This window comes from Agaribacter flavus (genome assembly GCF_042646125.1).
Classification (GTDB): domain Bacteria; phylum Pseudomonadota; class Gammaproteobacteria; order Enterobacterales; family Alteromonadaceae; genus Glaciecola; species Glaciecola flavus.
The window spans coordinates 360,371-377,475 of sequence record NZ_JBHRSW010000004.1 but is presented as its reverse complement, the minus strand read 5'-3'; the positions used below and the strand labels follow the sequence as shown (position 1 = coordinate 377,475).

15 protein-coding genes are annotated in these 17,105 nt (G+C 42.3%); 6 read left to right on the top strand and 9 right to left on the bottom strand.

Features of this window, described 5'->3' with window-relative positions; all coding sequences use genetic code 11:
- Positions 1–123: 123 nt before the first annotated feature.
- Genes ACFOHL_RS01680 through ACFOHL_RS01670 form a run of 3 tightly spaced genes read right to left on the bottom strand, consistent with a single transcriptional unit; the run spans position 124 to position 2,323 of the window.
- Positions 124–1,059, bottom strand: coding sequence for a ketopantoate reductase family protein (locus tag ACFOHL_RS01680; protein WP_376918461.1), 936 nt, complete (start codon positions 1,057–1,059; stop codon positions 124–126).
- Positions 1,043–1,753, bottom strand: a complete 711-nt coding sequence (locus ACFOHL_RS01675; protein WP_376918460.1) for a pseudouridine synthase — start codon at positions 1,751–1,753, stop codon at positions 1,043–1,045. The genes ACFOHL_RS01680 and ACFOHL_RS01675 overlap by 17 nt, the downstream gene beginning before the upstream one ends.
- Before the next feature lie 9 nt (positions 1,754–1,762).
- Entirely contained in the window at positions 1,763–2,323 is a 561-nt protein-coding gene (locus tag ACFOHL_RS01670) for a hypothetical protein (RefSeq protein ID WP_376918459.1), read from the bottom strand.
- Between the two features lie 406 nt (positions 2,324–2,729).
- On the opposite strand from ACFOHL_RS01670, the gene gshA reads away from it, so the two are divergent.
- Positions 2,730–4,328, top strand: coding sequence for a glutamate--cysteine ligase (gshA, locus tag ACFOHL_RS01665; protein ID WP_376918458.1), 1,599 nt, complete (start codon positions 2,730–2,732; stop codon positions 4,326–4,328).
- Positions 4,329–4,443: 115 nt separating this feature from the next.
- Positions 4,444–5,070: a transglycosylase SLT domain-containing protein gene (locus ACFOHL_RS01660; RefSeq protein WP_376918457.1), complete on the top strand. Its 627-nt coding sequence runs from the start codon at positions 4,444–4,446 to the stop codon at positions 5,068–5,070.
- A 252-nt stretch (positions 5,071–5,322) separates the two neighbouring features.
- On the opposite strand, the gene ACFOHL_RS01655 is transcribed toward ACFOHL_RS01660, so the two are convergent.
- The 3 genes from ACFOHL_RS01655 to ACFOHL_RS01645 form a co-directional block, all read right to left on the bottom strand.
- A complete protein-coding gene (locus ACFOHL_RS01655) occupies positions 5,323–6,045 on the bottom strand; it encodes a SapC family protein (protein ID WP_376918456.1) in 723 nt (240 codons plus the stop codon).
- A gap of 10 nt (positions 6,046–6,055) precedes the next feature.
- Complete coding sequence (locus ACFOHL_RS01650) at positions 6,056–7,609, bottom strand: tryptophan halogenase family protein (RefSeq protein WP_376918455.1); 1,554 nt, start codon at positions 7,607–7,609, stop codon at positions 6,056–6,058.
- 141 nt (positions 7,610–7,750) lie between these two features.
- Positions 7,751–10,603 carry a TonB-dependent receptor gene (locus tag ACFOHL_RS01645; protein ID WP_376918454.1) on the bottom strand — a complete coding sequence of 951 codons (2,853 nt, stop codon included), beginning with the start codon at positions 10,601–10,603 and terminating at the stop codon, positions 7,751–7,753.
- Positions 10,604–11,023: 420 nt separating this feature from the next.
- Here ACFOHL_RS01645 and ACFOHL_RS01640 point away from each other — a divergent pair, with 420 nt between their 5' ends.
- Entirely contained in the window at positions 11,024–11,146 is a 123-nt protein-coding gene (locus ACFOHL_RS01640) for a DUF3149 domain-containing protein (RefSeq protein WP_376918453.1), read from the top strand.
- A gap of 19 nt (positions 11,147–11,165) precedes the next feature.
- Here the strand turns inward: ACFOHL_RS01640 and smrB are convergent, their stop codons facing one another.
- Positions 11,166–11,717, bottom strand: a complete 552-nt coding sequence (smrB, locus tag ACFOHL_RS01635) for an endonuclease SmrB (RefSeq protein WP_376918452.1) — start codon at positions 11,715–11,717, stop codon at positions 11,166–11,168.
- 88 nt (positions 11,718–11,805) lie between these two features.
- On the opposite strand from smrB, the gene prmB reads away from it, so the two are divergent.
- The 3 genes from prmB to ACFOHL_RS01620 all read left to right on the top strand — a co-directional run bounded on the left by prmB (position 11,806) and on the right by ACFOHL_RS01620 (position 14,881).
- A complete protein-coding gene (gene prmB, locus ACFOHL_RS01630) occupies positions 11,806–12,765 on the top strand; it encodes a 50S ribosomal protein L3 N(5)-glutamine methyltransferase (RefSeq protein ID WP_376918451.1) in 960 nt (319 codons plus the stop codon).
- Between the two features lie 8 nt (positions 12,766–12,773).
- The gene (gene aroC / locus ACFOHL_RS01625) at positions 12,774–13,883 is read left to right on the top strand and encodes a chorismate synthase (RefSeq protein ID WP_376918450.1); all 1,110 of its coding nucleotides are present in this window, start codon (positions 12,774–12,776) and stop codon (positions 13,881–13,883) included.
- Positions 13,884–13,948: 65 nt separating this feature from the next.
- On the top strand, positions 13,949–14,881 hold the full coding sequence (locus ACFOHL_RS01620) for a TolB family protein (RefSeq protein WP_376918449.1): 933 nt from the start codon (positions 13,949–13,951) through the stop codon (positions 14,879–14,881).
- Positions 14,882–14,994: 113 nt separating this feature from the next.
- Here ACFOHL_RS01620 and ACFOHL_RS01615 read toward each other — a convergent pair whose 3' ends face one another.
- Positions 14,995–15,342, bottom strand: coding sequence for an outer membrane protein assembly factor BamE (locus ACFOHL_RS01615; protein ID WP_376918448.1), 348 nt, complete (start codon positions 15,340–15,342; stop codon positions 14,995–14,997).
- A gap of 56 nt (positions 15,343–15,398) precedes the next feature.
- Positions 15,399–17,072, bottom strand: coding sequence for a DNA repair protein RecN (gene recN, locus ACFOHL_RS01610; protein ID WP_376918447.1), 1,674 nt, complete (start codon positions 17,070–17,072; stop codon positions 15,399–15,401).
- Positions 17,073–17,105 lie beyond the last annotated feature (33 nt).

The window sequence follows — 17,105 nt, the reverse complement described above, 5'->3', positions numbered from 1 at the left end:
ATGCGCTCCTGATCAGAGCGCATTGCTTCAGTTGTAATGCTCAGTGATTATGATGCTCAGAGTAATGCTGTTCAAAAGTTGAGGCAAACTATGAACAAACCAAACATAGACTCTATCCATTTGTCATCTATTTGCTGTATTTAGATATCGTTGCTCTTGCTGTTTGACTGCTTGGTAGAGTTGTTCGACTTTCTTTACTGGGCATTGATAGTGATTGGCTTTTTGTATAATTGCGCCGAGAATAGCATCTATCTCTGTTGGTTTTTCACCCAGTTTGTCTTGTAACATAGAGGACGTGTTTTTCGCCGTTGCCCGAATGACTTCAAGCACCCTTGTCAATGCACTATCAGGCGAAATATGCACTCTTTCATGAGCAAATACACCGAGCACTTCATTGATTATTTCTTCACATTCATTGGTGTATTTAACTACTTCTCCATTTTTGCAGTCGTATAAAAAGGTTAAGGGGTTAATTACACAATTAACTAATAACTTTTGGTAAATTTGCTCTTTTATATTGTCACTCCATTCGCCATGAGGGTGCCTACTCATTAGCTTTTTCGCTGAAGCTAAACCTTTGCAAGATTGTTTTTTATCTTGTATCTGCCCAATTAGTAATTTGCCGCGCCCCGCCAATACAACGCTATCTATCGACTGACGGTACAAACCGTCGGTAGAAATGCCCGCAAATATTTCATTGTAGGGAAAAGCCTGTCTAAACTCCTCGATGCCGGAAATACCGTTTTGCAATATCAATATTGGGATTGATTGAGGCAAAATAGGTCTTAGTTGTTTGATTAATTCTGCATTTTGATAACTTTTTACTGGCACTATGAGTAAATCTAGAGCATGTAGTGATTTCTCTGAAAAATAGCATCTCTGCGTCTTTAAAGCTTTTCGCTCACCATCCACGGATAGGGTAGGTTTTATAGGCGAAGCCGTACGCCTCACAAATACCTTTGTCTGTTTGTCATCTAACAAATAGCACAGATAAGAGCCAATACATCCAAAGCCGACAATGCCGATTTTTTTAGTAGCAGCTCTAATGTTTGTCATCATGAGATGTGTTCAATAAAGATTGCATATTGACCTTAGGCCAAGGCAAAGCAAGCCATTGTTTAATATCATTGTGAGTAAATTTGTCTTGCCAAAGCTTACCTTCAACAGGAGAACTAAAAAAAGTATGTGCTTGCCCTTGCGAAACAAAATTTAAATAACAAGCGTGGAGGTACATGCGGTCAGCGGCATCGCCAGAATATCGCGTATCACCTAAAATTGGTGTGCTATTCGACTTCAACGCCACGCGAAGTTGGTGAGTTTTTCCTGTGTAGGGTTTGAGTTTATATAGGCGAACATTCAGAGCAAAGCTTTCCGTATAAAATTGAGTGAGTGCCGGATTGACCATGCTGGAGCTAAGTTTGTAACTTCCGTTTCGGGCTTTACTCATATCGCCGTTGATTTTACCTTGCTTTTTTTTAGGTTTGCCACTCGCCAATGCGATGTACAATTTTTTTACTGCGCGTTTGGCAAATTGATCACCTAATTCAGCCGCGGCTACTTTTGTCTTGGCTAGCAGCAACAAGCCACTTGTTTGTTTATCTAAGCGGTGTACAAGATACAATGGGCTTTCTGTTTTTAGGGTGAGTCGCGTCAGTGGGATTATCCCGTTTTCGGGATCGTGCATTTCGACCGCACAAGGTTTGTAGAGGACAACAAAATCCTCATTTTCAAACAATATCCTAGGGTAGGGCATACTTGTTTGTTAAGAAGCCTGACGAGCAATGAGGCCAATGGCTTCTTCGTAGCGCAATTCTTCGATCATCTCGACGAGCACTAACTTGTTTTCACGACTCATTGCTAAGTTGGAAACCAAAGTCTGCAATTCACCATCATCAATAAACTCATGGCGTTCGAGTTTTTGCTTTAACTGGGCGCTGGCCGCTTCGCTACTTTCTCCATCAAGATCGAGGGGCTTGTCTTGTTGAATGTCAAGCGCATCTATCGCTTGGCATGTCTCAGACATAAGCGTTTCGAACGAGGTGATAGTGCTGTCTTCTAATTCTTTATTCTTAATTTGCTTATCGAGAATTTTACTGCATTCGTATAATGCGGTTAAGCCAAGGTTTCCTGCTATCCCTTTAGTTGTATGAACACAAATTTTGGCATCGTCAAACGCAGTGTTTTGAATGGCGGTCAGGACTTTCTGCGGTGTATCACTAAACTCGTGTCTAAACTTTACCAGCATGCGGTGGTATAGGCTCTCGTTTCCTCCTAATTGAGAAAGACCAAAATTAGTGTCAATGAGTACCGAAGACTTATCCACGCACTGCATCCATAAAATCGTTCATATAATTCCCTATTTTAGTATAAAATATGAAGTATAACAAAGACATAATCGTTAAGATAATACCTTTATCTGCATTTTAACTATTTTATTGAGAACTTTTAATCCATCTTGATATACTCCAATAAGATAAACAGCCTCTAGCGAAAGCTGAAGAAACGCAAAGAAATGCCTGTTACCATATATAACTTAAGCACGGTGGGGTTATAGTTGGGAACACCTTCTTTTTGTCGCAAAATTTGTTTTTCATGGATGAAAAATCAAAGCGTATATGGATATACTCGCAGTGGTTGTGCGACAAAAAGAAGGTGTTCCCAACTATAATCACACCGTGATAACTCAAGAAGTTTTTATGAGTAATGCTTTCACTCAACTGGAATTTTGAATGACACACAATTATAAAAATGGTGATTTTGCTTTACGTTTAAGTTTGTTAAAACATAGCGAAATTGGCGCAAGTTTGCGTGGAATAAAGCACGGTGTTGAGCGCGAAGCCTTAAGAGTAACAGAAAGCGGTGGATTGGCGACTTCACCTCATTCACCCACATTCGGTAGCGCGCTGACTCATGAGTGGATCACCACCGACTTTTCAGAATCGCTCATGGAGTTCATTACTCCGCCTGAAACAGACATAAGCAAAACTATCGGGCAGCTTTCGGATATCCATAAGTTTGTCCATGAATCACTCAAGGGTGAAAGCTTGTGGCCACTGAGTATGCCTTGTTTTATTGATGCGAACACTCGCATACCCATTGCAAGGTATGGCAGTTCTAATATCGCGAAAATGAAAGAAACATATCGACATGGCTTGCATAACCGATACGGCAGTATGATGCAGGTCATTTCTGGCGTACACCTTAACTTTTCACTACCGGATACCTTTTGGCAACATTGGTGTGCGGCCTTAGGACTTGAAGTAAACAAGAATACAATATCCGAGCAGTATTTTGCCTTGCTGCGAAACTTTCGCCGTGTCTCTTGGCTGATCCCCTATTTATTTGGTGCCTCGCCTGCTTTGTGCGGTTCGTTTATCGCCCACAGAAAAACCAAACATGACTTTAAAAAGTTAGGTAAGGGAACCCTTTATTTACCTTATGCTACGTCTTTGCGCATGAGTGATTTGGGTTATACGAGTTCGGCGCAAGCAGACTTAAAAATTTGCACGGATAGCTTAGATAACTATGTTGGCTCTGTGCGAAAAGCGATTAATATGCCCGCAGCACAATATGAAAAAATTAAAGCTGGGCAAGGCGGAGAATGGGAACAACTCAATACCAATGTACTACAAATAGAAAACGAGCTATACGCGCCAATACGGCCAAAACAAGTGGCACAATATTTAGAAAAACCAACTGATGCTTTGGAAAGACGCGGTGTTAGCTATCTTGAAGTGAGAGGCTTGGACGTCAATCCATTTTCACAAATAGGCATCGACGAGCAGCAAATCCGCTTTATTGACGCTTTGCTCGTCTATTGTTTGGTAGCTCCTTCACCGTATTTTAGCGACGAAGACCATGTGTTGAGTAAGCAAAACTTGAATACTGTGGTTTTGCAAGGTCGCGATCCCCTAGCTATGTTATATACGTCGCAAGGTGAAAAGTCACTTAAATCGGTTGCTTCTGAGCTCATGCAAGATATTAAATCGGTGGCGGGTATTCTTGACGAGGTAAACAACACCTCGCTCTATACTCAGGCCCTATTATCTGAAGTTGAAAAAGTCGATAAGCCTGAGTTAACTTTTTCTGGACGCTTGCTTGGTATCATGCAAGATAACGACGTGGACAACAGTGCTTTGGGCTTAGAGTTAGCAAAGGAATATGCGGCGTCTTTTTCTGAAATTGATTATACATATATAGAAAAACAAGCGTTTATGTCTCAATCGGCTGTTTCAAAACAAAAACAAATGCTGATTGAAAGTCAGGACGATTGTGATTTTACGACATTTGTTCGAGACTATTTTGCTGAGAGTACCGTTAAGGCGTAAATGCTCTATCAGGCATAAAAAAACCCGTTGGAAAATCACAACGGGTAAAAACACACTTAGGGAAACATAAACATGTATTACTAGGAGTGTGTCATGCGATTTAAAGTTCAATATAATGCAAAAGAAATTCAAAAAATATTTTAGTGTCGCATTTATATTCGTTTTTGCTTTAAGTGCTTGTTCGGTTACTCCTCCAGAGCAACGGGAAAACATCTGCAAAATCTTTGAAGAAAAACGAGATTGGTATGATGCAGCAGAAGACATGCGTGACAAATACGGCGTACCCATTCATGTACCTATGGCCATGATGTATCAAGAAAGCTCATTCAGGCATAACGCCAAGCCACCACGTGACTACATATTTTTTGGATTGATACCGTGGGGGCGAGTGAGCAGTGCTTATGGTTATGCGCAGGCGAAAACTATGACTTGGCAAGATTACAAGAAAGAAACGGGTAATCGCTTTGCGGCTCGCGATGATTTTGACGATGCTATCGATTTTATGGGTTGGTTCATCAGCAAAACTCATAAGATAAATAGAATATCAAAGTGGGATGCAGGTGCGCAGTACCTTAATTATCACGAAGGCTGGGGCGGATATAAGCGCAAGTCATACAAGAAAAAGGCGTGGTTACAGAAGGTAGCAGTAAAAGTAGACAAGCGTTCAAAACGCTACGCTACACAGCTCAAAACTTGCGAAAAAGAATTGCAAAAAAGTTGGTTTTGGCGCTTATTTAGCTGATTATCAGTTTAGATTATTTTGCTTGAATTTCATTTAAGAATTGATACCTAAGTTGGTTATAGGGCGTGATTTTATGCTATTGCTGTGAGGAATGGGAATGGTTACTTAGTACCAAAACCGCTGCAAGTATATCCATATACGCTTTAGTTTTTCGTCCATGAAAAACAAATTTTGATACTAAGTAACCATTCCCCACAGCAATAGCACAAATTCACGCCGAAAGGCCAATATCAATTGGCCTTATGCAAGGGATTACAAGGATGCATTTTTCAACTTGATCAGCTTTTGAATATTGCCAAAAGAAGCGATCAGCATATGACAAGCCTGCAGATATCCCAAGCTATGGAATTTTTCCAATGCTTCGCCTTTAAGTGATGCGAGCTTTTCTTCATTTATGCCGTAAAAGCCTTGGAAGTTTTTCTTATCGCCATTTTTCAAGTTGACTGTTAACTGGAGTTGTTCGAGTAGCTCTTCTTTTACTAGGGCGTCCAAAAAGGTACTGGTTGTCGTTAAACCTTGTAATAATGCACCCAGCAAATTTGTGGTTTTTTTAAGATAGTCTGTGGCATTGCCATCTTCATCGAACAAGGCTTCACCACCTTCATCAGTGACGCGTTTGTGTTCAAGTTGAATCGTGACAACGGTGTTGTCAGGCGTAGGCTTGCTGCCCTCTTTATCTCGAATACCAATCATGAATGGTTGGCGCAACACATGCAATGGAACATAGCTAGCGTGCCATGTGTCGCCTTCTAGCATTAAGTTTTCACCCGCGTCAAAACCCGTTAGGGCATGAAGGGCAAATTGCCCCGTGTTGGGGTCTTTTAGTATGCAAACAGGATATTCTGTGACGAGAGAACGAAGCTCGTCTGCAATTACGGGTATTGTATTCACATTCTCGCCGTATTTTTCACCGCGAGACGTAATGACTTTTAGGTTTTTATGTTCTTTTGGATTTAAAAGTGTTTGTGCTAACAAGTTGCATTCCTTAAATCGGTTGTAAGCCGTACTGATGTATTTTTTTCAGTAGCTCTCTGTTTGTTGGTAACGAGGATACTAGTTTTTGAGTTTCAAGGGCATTCTTTTTGAATAACTTTGATGCTCTCTCGTGACTTGATTCTGATAGACCTAAATGACTCGCTTCTGTTTTAAAACCCATGCCGTATAGAACGTACTGGTAACTTGCTGCTGGGAAAACTTCTCGTGAATATTCGAAATCTTCGTGCCATGGCGTTTTGTGTTTCCAGAGAGTTAGCAATTCTGTAAGGCTATCAGGTATGGTCTTTGGATCGCGGTGATCAATCCAAAATTGATTGTCGTTTCTTTGATTGAGCATGTAATGTAGTTTTAGAAAATCAATGATACAGGCCCATCGGTATAAAAAGGTCTTATTAAAGCGCTTGGCGACAATATCCATAGCGGCTCTATTGGCTGGCAGTTGCTCGGAAATCATTTCTGCCGATATTTCTACCAATAGCAAGGCTGATGCTTCTAGGGGTTCCAAAAAACCGGCTGATAAACCGACGGCGACGCAATTGCGCTTCCAAAATATTTCTCGGTGTCCGGCTTTGATATCGATTTCTCTATAACTCAAGGCATCCACATTCTCGCAGCTCGGCCTTATATAGTCTTTTAATTCCTTGAGGGCCGTGTCTTTGTCGATATACTTACTTGAATATACGTGCCCAACCCCTCGACGAGTGGATAAGCCTATGTCCCAAATCCAACCTGCAGATTGCGCCGTAGAAATAGTATGCGAAGCAATAGGACTCGAATCATCAGCATAAGGCACGTGCACAGCAATGGCTTTATCCACAAACAGGATGTCCTGACATGATTTAAAAGGCACCTGTTGGTTTTCGCCAAGGAGTAAGGATTTAAATCCGGTACAGTCAATGAACAAGTCCCCCTTTAACTCTCCATTTTGTTTTGTGCTAAGCGAGCTGATGTCACCGTCTTCAGCATTATTTACTTTGCTGACATGGTCGAGGATGTGCCTAACCCCTAGCTTATTTACGCAATGTTCCTGAATGAATACAGAAAATTGTCCAGCATCCAAGTGGTAAGCGTAGTTTGCAATACTGGCATATTCGGCTGTCGCGATTTGTTTTGGCGCCAGCCCCTGTTCACAAAGATATTCCTGCGCACACACAGCTTCTGAAAAAGAACCTTCAGTTTCGCCCAATATCCAATGTTCAGCCAGGTTTGTATTGTCAAAGTCTTGAGGCAGAACAAGTGGGTGATAATAAAAATCATCGTCTTTGCCACTTACCCACTTGGCAAATTTTGCCCCTTGTTTGAATGATACATTACAGGCTTTGATAAAGTCGGTTTCGCGGATACCCATCGCGCGAAGTGTTCGACGCATTGTCGGCCAAGTCCCTTCGCCTACACCAATTATTGGTACATCAGGTGATTCAATTAAGGTGACAGTAAAGCCTGATTTTTTGTCTTTTTTCAGCTTAGCTGCAATGGTGCCCGCGGTTAACCAGCCTGCAGTGCCACCTCCGACAATTACAATGTCTTTTATCTGCGTTTTCATATGCTTAGCCGTTTATTTTTCGTTTGGATAGTATTTGTATATTAATGGAATTTGCCTGAAAGGTTAAACATAAAAGCCGCCATTGCGGCGGCTTTTACTATTTTATTGTGATGCTTATGTAAAGTTTTTAGAACTTAGTTTTTAAAACTTAACGTTGACACCTATGTTGTAGCGAGGACCATACTGCTCAGCATCCAATAATTGGCGTTGGAAGCGAGCAAATCGACGCGTGGTTTCATCTGTAAGGTTAATGGCATCAATAAACACCGATACGTTGTCATTGATATCATAGCTTGCACTTAAGTCCCACTGCCCGTATGACTCGACAAACACCGGCTCTGTACCCGCAGATTGAATAAATTCATCACGCCAGTTGTAAGCTAAGCGTACTTGGTATTGATCTTTTTCATAAAAACCAACCAAGTTGCCGGAATCACTCAAGCCAGGTAGTGAAAACGATTGGCTAAACTGGAAGGGGTCAAAGTCTTGGTCAACATTCACTAAGGTAAAGTTAGCTACTGCGCCAAAGCCTGTTTCGCCAAAGAAGTACTGTGCGTTCAACTCCCAGCCGTCTACCACTCTGTCTTCTTGGTTTACTGGTGTATTTACCTCCCAATCAATAACGGGATCCGTAGGACGGCTCAAACATGCAGAGTTAGGTGGATCTGCAGCGTCAGGACAGCCTGCTCTGCCTACAGCGCCAGGTGCTGGGTTTGTAATTGGCGTGCCATCTACGAAGGTAAGTTGACGTTGCTCGTCAGCTTGTACGATGAAGTTTTCAACGTATTTTCTGAAGTATGTTACTGACACTGTACTACCGTCATCACCATACCATTCAAGTGACAAGTCGAAATTGTCTGATGTAAGTGGCAATAGGTTTGGATTACCCTGACTGGCTCTAAACGGACCTCTTGGGCGCGGCGCGTTGAGATTTGTTCCAGGGAATAAGAAACCTAGTCCAGGTTTACCGATAGTGCTGCTGTATGAGAAACGGGTAACAATGTCTTCAGTCACTTCCATGCTAAAGTCAAAGTTTGGCAAAACTCGAGTATAACCACCGCTGATACTTTGCTCGGCTTCAACCCCATCGAATATTACTTGAAGTTCTTGGTCGTTACGGAAATTCAAAGCTTGAATACCTTGCGCCACGGTAAAGGATGATACGTCCGTATCCTCATATCTCACGCCAACATTCAAGTTAACTGGCAGCTCGTTAAACTCAGTTTCGAAATCAAAACTCACATAAAGAGCGTCAGTTTCTTCAGTTACACCGTTTTCTGATATGTTTGGATTGGTTAATTGCCCTTCCGCAGTAACAATATCAATAAAATCACTCGCGTCATAACGTAAGAAAACTGGGAATAGGTTCTCTTGGCCTGGGAATTGGTCTGCAGCATCACCGATTGGGCGAGTGGTTATATCAAGCGATCCTAGTGGGATGTTAACAAAACCAAATTCGCCCCGTCTTGCCGTATCTACTTCAACTTTTGTCTGTTGGAAACCAAAGTTAATAGCGGTTAGCGCACCGTCTTCTAGATTTTCCCAAATACCATCCAATCTTAGCTGCTGGATATTGTTTTCCATCTTAAAGCCGCGGCGCTGATACAAGTCAGATACTAAGTTATTTCTGTCGTAAGCCGAACCTGGAATTCTGGTGTCATCTACAAATATGGATGGTATTTCACCCGTAAAATTAGCACCGATATCAACGCCGTCTTGTATTTGGTTACCGTTAGCATCGAGCACAGGGTTGCCTTGCTCGTCTACACGTGGAAATTTCGGGTTTTTTAAGTTGGCAAGGTGTTCATATATTTGATCGTCGTCAGGATTAGAGACTGAATCAGAATCATGAAAATCAATGTTAAAACTTAAGCTTTCAGTTGCTTGCCATTCGACATTTAGGCCGATGGAGTCATTTTCTTTGCGTTCAAAATACTCCCATGCCCAAAAGTTTAACTCGTCGTCTGGATCAAAAATATTAACTACCGTACCGTTTTCATCAGTCGTACCGAATGGATTGTCAAACCAGTACGCAGAACGATTGGTAGTACTTGTTTCTTCAAAGCGAGTTAGCGTGTAGTCTGCAGTAATAACCAAATCATCGGTAGGCGCGGCTTGTAAAACCAATTGGCCATTTAGACGATCGCGCTCGGTGTCGAAACGCTCTGTTACCGCAGTCCACGGTAGCCAATAAGACTGAGAAGGGTTGTTGGATGTGTCAATCGCAGTTGTGTCGATTTGTGCACCAGTAACAGCACCACCTCTGTTGCGCACCCAACCATCGGTACCCACACGGTCTCTACCAGAATCACGTTCAGAATGAGACAAGGATAACAGCACACCAAATTTGCCATCCATAAACACGTTGCTCACCATACCAGATAGTTCTGGTGTAACAGAGCTACCTAAATCTACACTCGTGTCTACTACACCTTGAGCACTTGCAAATGCTTTAAACTCGCCATAATCAAAAGGTTTAGCCGTTTGAATGTTAATTGTAGCGCCAATACCGCCACCTGTTACATTCGCTTTACCTGTTTTCGCTACTTGTACACCTTTTACCGCTTCAGCCGCTATTTCACGGAAGTTAAAACTTCTTGCAGGACCAAGTACCGATGAGGTAGGCATTTGCCTGCCGTTGAGTGTCACTAAGTTAAAGCCTGGTCCAAAACCACGCACACTGACTGCATTACCTTCGTTGTTGGTGCGGTCAATAGACACACCTGTAATCCGTTGTAATGATTCGGCTAGGTTAGTATCAGGAAACTTACCAATGTCTTCTGCGGTTATCGCATCTACAACACCGACAGCTTCACGTTTAATGTTGGCTGAGCTTGCAAGAGAGCCACGAATACCCGAGACGTTGATTACTTCGATATTGTCATCACTAGTCGCGCTGTCTTGGGCGCTAGCCGTTGATACAGTGGCTAGCCCAGCGCCAGCAACCATTAAAGATGCTGCGATAGCGTTAAGTTTAAATCTATTCTTTTTCATTTGCGTCCCCATAGCTTAATTTAGCTGGAAAAATGGATAGTAGAATGCGGTGGCTCTGGTCATAAATATCACCTGTTTGGGTGACACGATGTTTTTGAGTTATGTGCGCCGTAACCAAAAGCACCAAAAAACTGTAAACCAGTAAACTGTTTATTGTTTACAATCTATGTGTAATTTTTAACTTTTTTTGTACAGATTTCCAGTGTTTTGTTAAATAAATTAACAAAATTGTTCTATATATGCTTCAAATGTTCAAAAAACAATCAAAATAAAAAGCCTTTTAGTCATTGTTTGATGTAGAACAATGTTTTTTTGATGAATATGTTTCGCCGTGATTATTATTGATCTGGGTCATGCCTGTAGCTATTTACAAAGCTAATAATACCCATGTTATTTTTTTAAAACCGAAAGAGGCATGTTATGTTAGATCTATTGTTGAGTGATCCTGTGGCGTGGGGATCAATTTTGGGCATTTTTATCGTTGTGGCAATTTGTATGTATTACGTTTGGTTGTTTCTAAAAAACGTGAAAGAAAACGCGTAAAAACGGCAGCAACATATGCTCAATTAGGTTTTTCGTCGCGCCTTGTGGCGACTAATACAAGTAATGCGCCTTTCCCTCCCCATTCCAAGGGCGCTTGGTGAAAGCCGATAACTTTTGGGTGTTGAACAAGCCAGTTGGGAACGTGCTGCTTTAGAACGCCGCCACTGACACCGTGAATAATATTTATACATTCATGGTGTTTGTCGTAGGCTTCTTGAATAACAGCGGCTAATTCTAGCTTGGCATCTTCGCGGTTGACACCATGTAGATCTAAAATTAGCTCGGGTACATATTCACCGCGCCGGAGTGCCTTTATTTGTGCGCGGTGGCGCTCGTCGCGACAAAACAACATAGACTGGTTGCCATCAAAGTGGGCTTCAAAGCCGTCTGAAAACTCAAAAGAGGCATTGCGCTGTTTTGTTTGCATTGCTTGTTTTCGTTTATGCAAGCTTTCCGCTTTTTGAGTCATTGAAGCGCGAGGCGCGAGGTATTTATCGCTTTTTATACGTTTGGTGTCTTTGAATAGGCTGGCAAAGCTTTCAAAATCATCGTTTTGCGGAACTTTTTTCACATTTATGCTGTAAATTAAGCGAATTTAAGTCGAATACATATTATTATACCGCCACTTTCTATTCGACACCAAGGTTTCATGCATAACAATGAATGATGCTGACAATGCAGAACACGCGCTTGCTAACGTGAATGAGTTGACGACGGTTGTTGATTGGATGCGTTATACAATCAGTCAATTGCAATCGAGCGGCGTGTACTTTGGTCATGGCACCGATAATGTTTGGGACGAGGCGGAACAGTTAGTTTTTACTTGTTTGCAGCTTCCTTTGACCTTAGCGCCAGAGCAAAAGCAAATTTTGTACAATGCCAGCTTAACCCAAGATGAAAAGCACAAAGCACTAGATTGGATACGAAAACGCAGCGAAGAAGCCCTTCCTTTGCCGTATATTAGTAATACCGCTTGGTTTGCCGGCATGCCTTTTTATGTTGATGAGCGCGTGCTTATCCCTCGCTCTCCTTTCGCTGAATTGATAAACCAAGGTTTTTCGAGTTTTTTGTCCGCCAAAGATGAGCCCTTGCACCTTCTGGATATGTGTACTGGAAGCGGTTGCATTGCTATAGCTCTTGCGCATGCTTTTCCTGAAGCCATGGTTGATGCAGTAGATATTGATACTGATGCTTTGGATGTGACATCGATTAACATTGCAAATTATCAACTGGAGCAAAGAGTTTACCCTCTAGCTTCAGATGTGTTTAGTGCATTAAGTGGTCAGCAGTACGATATTATTGTCGCCAATCCACCTTATGTGGATGCTGAAGACATGGCAGATTTACCAAATGAATATTTGCATGAGCCAGAACATGCCCTTGCTTCGGGCTTTGATGGCCTCGATTTAACCGTACAAATTTTGTCTCAAGCGGTGCAATTTTTGCGGGATGATGGTTGGCTGTTTGTCGAAGTCGGTAACAGCGAGGTAAATTTTGACCGTCGTATGAAAGGTTTACATGTAACATGGTGTCAGTTAGCGAATGGTGGCAGTGGTATTTTCGCTATCAGTAAAGCGCAACTCATGGCACAGCAAGATATACTAGATGAATTGGAGTAAGCAGATATATGTCGGGGAATACCTTTGGCAAATTATTCACCGTGACGACCTTTGGTGAGAGTCATGGCAAAGCAATCGGTGGGGTAGTTGACGGCTGCCCTCCGGGTTTGGTACTTGATGAAAATGATTTACAGCACGATTTAGATCGACGTAAACCGGGTACGTCACGTTACACTACGGCGCGCCGTGAAGAAGATGAAGTGAAAATACTTTCTGGCGTTTTTGAAGGTAAAACAACAGGTACGAGTATTGGTCTACTGATTAATAATACAGACCAACGGAGCCAAGATTATTCCAAGATTAAAGAAAGCTTTAGACCAGGGCACGCGGATTACACCTATCAGCAAAAATATGGCTTTAGAGATTACCGCGGTGGTGGCAGATCGTCAGCGCGAGAAACAGCTATAAGAGTTGCAGCGGGTGGCATCGCTAAAAAGTACTTAAAGCAAGTGTACGGGATTGAAATAAGGGGCTATTTATCTCAGTTAGGCCCAATTGCCGTTGAAAAAGTCGATCATGCAGTCACCAATACCAATCCTTTTTTCTGTCCTGACGAATCTAAATTGGATGCCTTAGACGCGTATATGCGTGACTTGAAGAAAGAAGGGAATTCAATCGGTGCAAAGATAAGTGTTTCTGCCATAAATATGCCTGTGGGTTTGGGTGAACCGGTATTTGATCGCTTAGATGCAGATATTGCGCATGCAATGATGGGAATAAATGCAGTAAAGGGCGTAGAGTTGGGAGACGGCTTTGATGTTGTGACGCAAAAAGGCACAGAACACCGAGACGAAATTTCTCCAGACGGCTTCCACTCAAATCATGCTGGTGGTGTTTTGGGTGGTATATCAACAGGGCAAGAACTCCTTGTACATATGGCATTAAAACCGACGTCTAGCATTAGTATTTCGGGTGAAAGTGTGGATATTCATGGCAAGTCTACTGATATCATCACAAAAGGCAGACACGATCCTTGTGTGGGTATTCGAGCCGTGCCTATAGCCGAGGCGATGTTGGCACTGGTATTGATGGATCATGTACTCCGCCACAATGCGCAAAATAAGGATGTCCAGTCCGTCACACCAATTATTCCGGCTTCAAAGCCCAACGTAAGTTAGGTACAGACAGATAAATACGGTTGTAGCATTGGAGTGTGACTAGCTAAAGTATGGCGATAAAAAGTATGACTACCAAGATAAAGCCCTTATTGTTGCTAACAAGTTTTGTGTTTACGAGTGTTGGCTTTGCACAAACACCCCCTGCATCAGACATTTATGTTGGGGAGTTAACACGCGACGACAAGGGCTTACGTGTAGTCAATCTTGAGCGCCTTACTCATACAGATTCATACACCAATCAGCCGTATTTTTTTGATGATTTCACGCTTTATTACACTGAGCAGGTTGGGCAACAAACCGATATATTTAGATACGACTTTCAAAGCAAAGAGACAAGTAACCTCACGCAGTCTACCGACAGCGAGTATTCGGCAACGCCTATGCCCAATGGAGACGGCTTTTCTGTTGTCAAAGTTGATCAAGAGGGTAAACAAGAATTATGGCAGTTTAGCTTTGCTGGGGACAAAATTAAGCATCTTGCGCCAAGTATCGAACCGGTTGGTTATCACTTATGGACGAGAGACGACAAGGTTTTCTTATTTGTACTCGGTGAACCCAATCGTTTGTTGCTAATAGACCCCAGTGATACTGATGGTACAGCGAGTGAGATTGACAATAACATTGGTGCATCGCTTTATGCTATGCCCAACACTCGAGGCTATACATACACGACAAGTCGTTCAGGCAATGATGACACATTAATTTTGCGTTGGTATTCGGCCTTGTCTAATGAGCGTCAAGTGCTAACGAAGCTTCCTAAGGGAGCAAAATATTTTACATGGACGCCTAGTGCGGAATTGTTGACGACTGACAAGGGCGCATTAGTGGCAATGCCTTTTTTGGTACAAGGAAAAAGAATAGAAAGTACCGTGTATTCTAAGGTACTGATTGAGGGGGAAGCATGTCAACGTAGTGTTAGCCGAATTGCTGTCTCCCCTTATAACGAAAAGATCGCTCTAGTATGTGAAGCAGCCCCTCAGCATAAAGAGGGCTTGTGATTTTCTTTGTTTTTGTCAATCGTGGTTTCAAGGCCTCATTAGTAGACGAAACCTTATGGTTCAGTCTGTTTTTTTCACTAAGCTTTTGGGGCAGTTATTTTTTGTAGAGGCAACTAACCTTCTAGCGGGATTTCGAATTCTTCGGGGGTTTCAAAATCACCAGACATGGAGCTTAAACGACCATCGTCAAATTTTAACACTAGTTCCTTTCTGAAATCTTCTCCGCGCTTTTTCATACCGCGCTTCATATCGTAAACGTAGTACCAAGTCGAGTTATCAAAACTATCTTGCACTACTGGGTTACCCAGTACAAAACGTACTTGCTCTTGAGTCATGGATACGCGCAGTTGATTGACATCTTTTTGTTCGAGAAAGTTTCCTTGAGGAATGTCTATTCTGTAAATCCAGTTTGAGCATCCTGCCATAAACGCAGCAACAACTAATACAGCAACTAATTTCATTCTTTGTCCACTTAATTACAATTGAGATCGGATATTACCTTTGAGTCTTCGACCATTCAACTTTTTAAGAGTTCCCTAGCATTTTTAATTGCGCTGTCTGTCAATGCGTCTCCGGCAAGCAAGCGCGCGATTTCGTTTACACGATCCGCCTTCGTGAGCTTAAGCACCGTTGTCTCTGTTGTTTGGCCATCGGTGATTTTATTCACAAATAGTTGGTTATGTGCTTGAGCAGCCACTTGCGGTAAATGCGTGACACTGACCACTTGGCTTTGCTCTCCTAATTGCCTTAATAGCTTTCCAACTACTGAAGCAGTTTGTCCACTAATGCCTGTGTCCACTTCATCAAAAATGAGCGTGGGTATTTGGTGATTTCGAGAGTAAATCACTTGCAAGACCAAACCAATGCGCGATAGCTCTCCACCAGATACAACCTTTTCCAGACTGTCAGGCGTCTGACCAGGGTTAACTGAAACTTTGAAATCAATGGTATCGTTGCCGACGGCACTTACTGCTTTGTCTTCCGAAAAAGTAACATCTATATCTACTACCGCATACCGCATGTTTAGCTGTCTTATACTTTCTTCTATCTCTTTGGACATCCGTTTTGCGGCCGATACTCTCGCCAAACTGACTTTGCGCGCAATTTCCCAGTAGTGGGTGAGTGCTTGTTTCGTGTCCTCTTGGATGGTATCTAAATCCGCTTCCTGTTTTTTTAGCGTGTGTAATTCTTCTGACAAGGCCACAAAGCTAAGATATAGATTTTCTGGAGCGGTACCGTGTTTTCTGGCTAGTTCTAAATATTGACTGTAGCGATTTTCAATGTGCAGCACTCTCTCTGGATCGGCTTGATCATTATTTCGGTAACGATCCAATTCACTGTATGCCTCTTGTGCTTGAATAATGGCATTTTGCATCATTTCATACGCTTCTTCGAGTTGCTGATCAGTGTCGATTTGCGCTTGAATTTCCTTAGCGGCATGACTTAACAAATCGAGCGCACTTGCGGGTTCGCCATCTTTTAGCAAGTAACAGGCTTTGTCACTGGATTCAATCAAGCTTTGTAGGCTGTTTAGGCGTTTGAATTCGGCTTCTAAATGAGGGAATTCATCTTCTGTTACTGCAAATTCTTCGAGTTCATTTACTTGATATTCTAGTAGGTTTACTCTATCGCTGCGTTGTTGTTGCTGATTTTTAAGATCTTCTAGGGTAGTCGCTAAGTCTTTGTATTGCTTGTAAGCCGATTTTAATTTTTCTAACAAAGCACTTTGTCGCGCATAGGCGTCAAGCATCTGCATTTGAGTATCGTGTTTAAAAAGGGCATGGTGATCGTGTTGGCCATGTATATTAACCAGCATTTTTCCAAAACTTTTTAGTTGGTTTAAATTGACTGGGATACCATTAATAAATGCTTTTGAGCGACCCTCACTGCTAACAACCCTGCGAATAAAGCATTCGTCATTGCTGTCATCTTGCGATAATTCGTGTTCACATAGCCATTGTTGAGCATGTGCTAAGCTAGCAATATCAAAATGCGCGACGATTTCACTTTTTTCTGCCCCTTGCCTGACAATACCCGAATCCGCGCGGCTACCTAAACACAGACCTAAAGCATCTAAGGCGATAGATTTACCTGCGCCGGTCTCTCCGGTGATAGCGGTGAGTCCACGCTGGACACTTATCGCTACTTGTTTGACAACCGTTAAATTTTTGATATCAAGATGAACTAACATGAACGCAACCCAAATATAGAATACTGATAATAT

Bases quoted from the DNA above. Each gene is read 5' to 3' on its own strand.
- ACFOHL_RS01615 (WP_376918448.1), bottom strand. From the start codon at position 15,342: ATGAAATTAGTTGCTGTATTAGTTGTTGCTGCGTTTATGGCAGGATGC.
- ACFOHL_RS01675 (WP_376918460.1), bottom strand. From the start codon at position 1,753: ATGCCCTACCCTAGGATATTGTTTGAAAATGAGGATTTTGTTGTCCTC.
- ACFOHL_RS01645 (WP_376918454.1), bottom strand. From the start codon at position 10,603: ATGAAAAAGAATAGATTTAAACTTAACGCTATCGCAGCATCTTTAATG.
- gshA (WP_376918458.1), top strand. From the start codon at position 2,730: ATGACACACAATTATAAAAATGGTGATTTTGCTTTACGTTTAAGTTTG.
- ACFOHL_RS01660 (WP_376918457.1), top strand. From the start codon at position 4,444: ATGCAAAAGAAATTCAAAAAATATTTTAGTGTCGCATTTATATTCGTT.
- ACFOHL_RS01650 (WP_376918455.1), bottom strand. From the start codon at position 7,609: ATGAAAACGCAGATAAAAGACATTGTAATTGTCGGAGGTGGCACTGCA.
- aroC (WP_376918450.1), top strand. From the start codon at position 12,774: ATGTCGGGGAATACCTTTGGCAAATTATTCACCGTGACGACCTTTGGT.
- recN (WP_376918447.1), bottom strand. From the start codon at position 17,072: ATGTTAGTTCATCTTGATATCAAAAATTTAACGGTTGTCAAACAAGTA.
- ACFOHL_RS01640 (WP_376918453.1), top strand. From the start codon at position 11,024: ATGTTAGATCTATTGTTGAGTGATCCTGTGGCGTGGGGATCAATTTTG.
- prmB (WP_376918451.1), top strand. From the start codon at position 11,806: ATGAATGATGCTGACAATGCAGAACACGCGCTTGCTAACGTGAATGAG.
- ACFOHL_RS01680 (WP_376918461.1), bottom strand. From the start codon at position 1,059: ATGATGACAAACATTAGAGCTGCTACTAAAAAAATCGGCATTGTCGGC.
- ACFOHL_RS01620 (WP_376918449.1), top strand. From the start codon at position 13,949: ATGACTACCAAGATAAAGCCCTTATTGTTGCTAACAAGTTTTGTGTTT.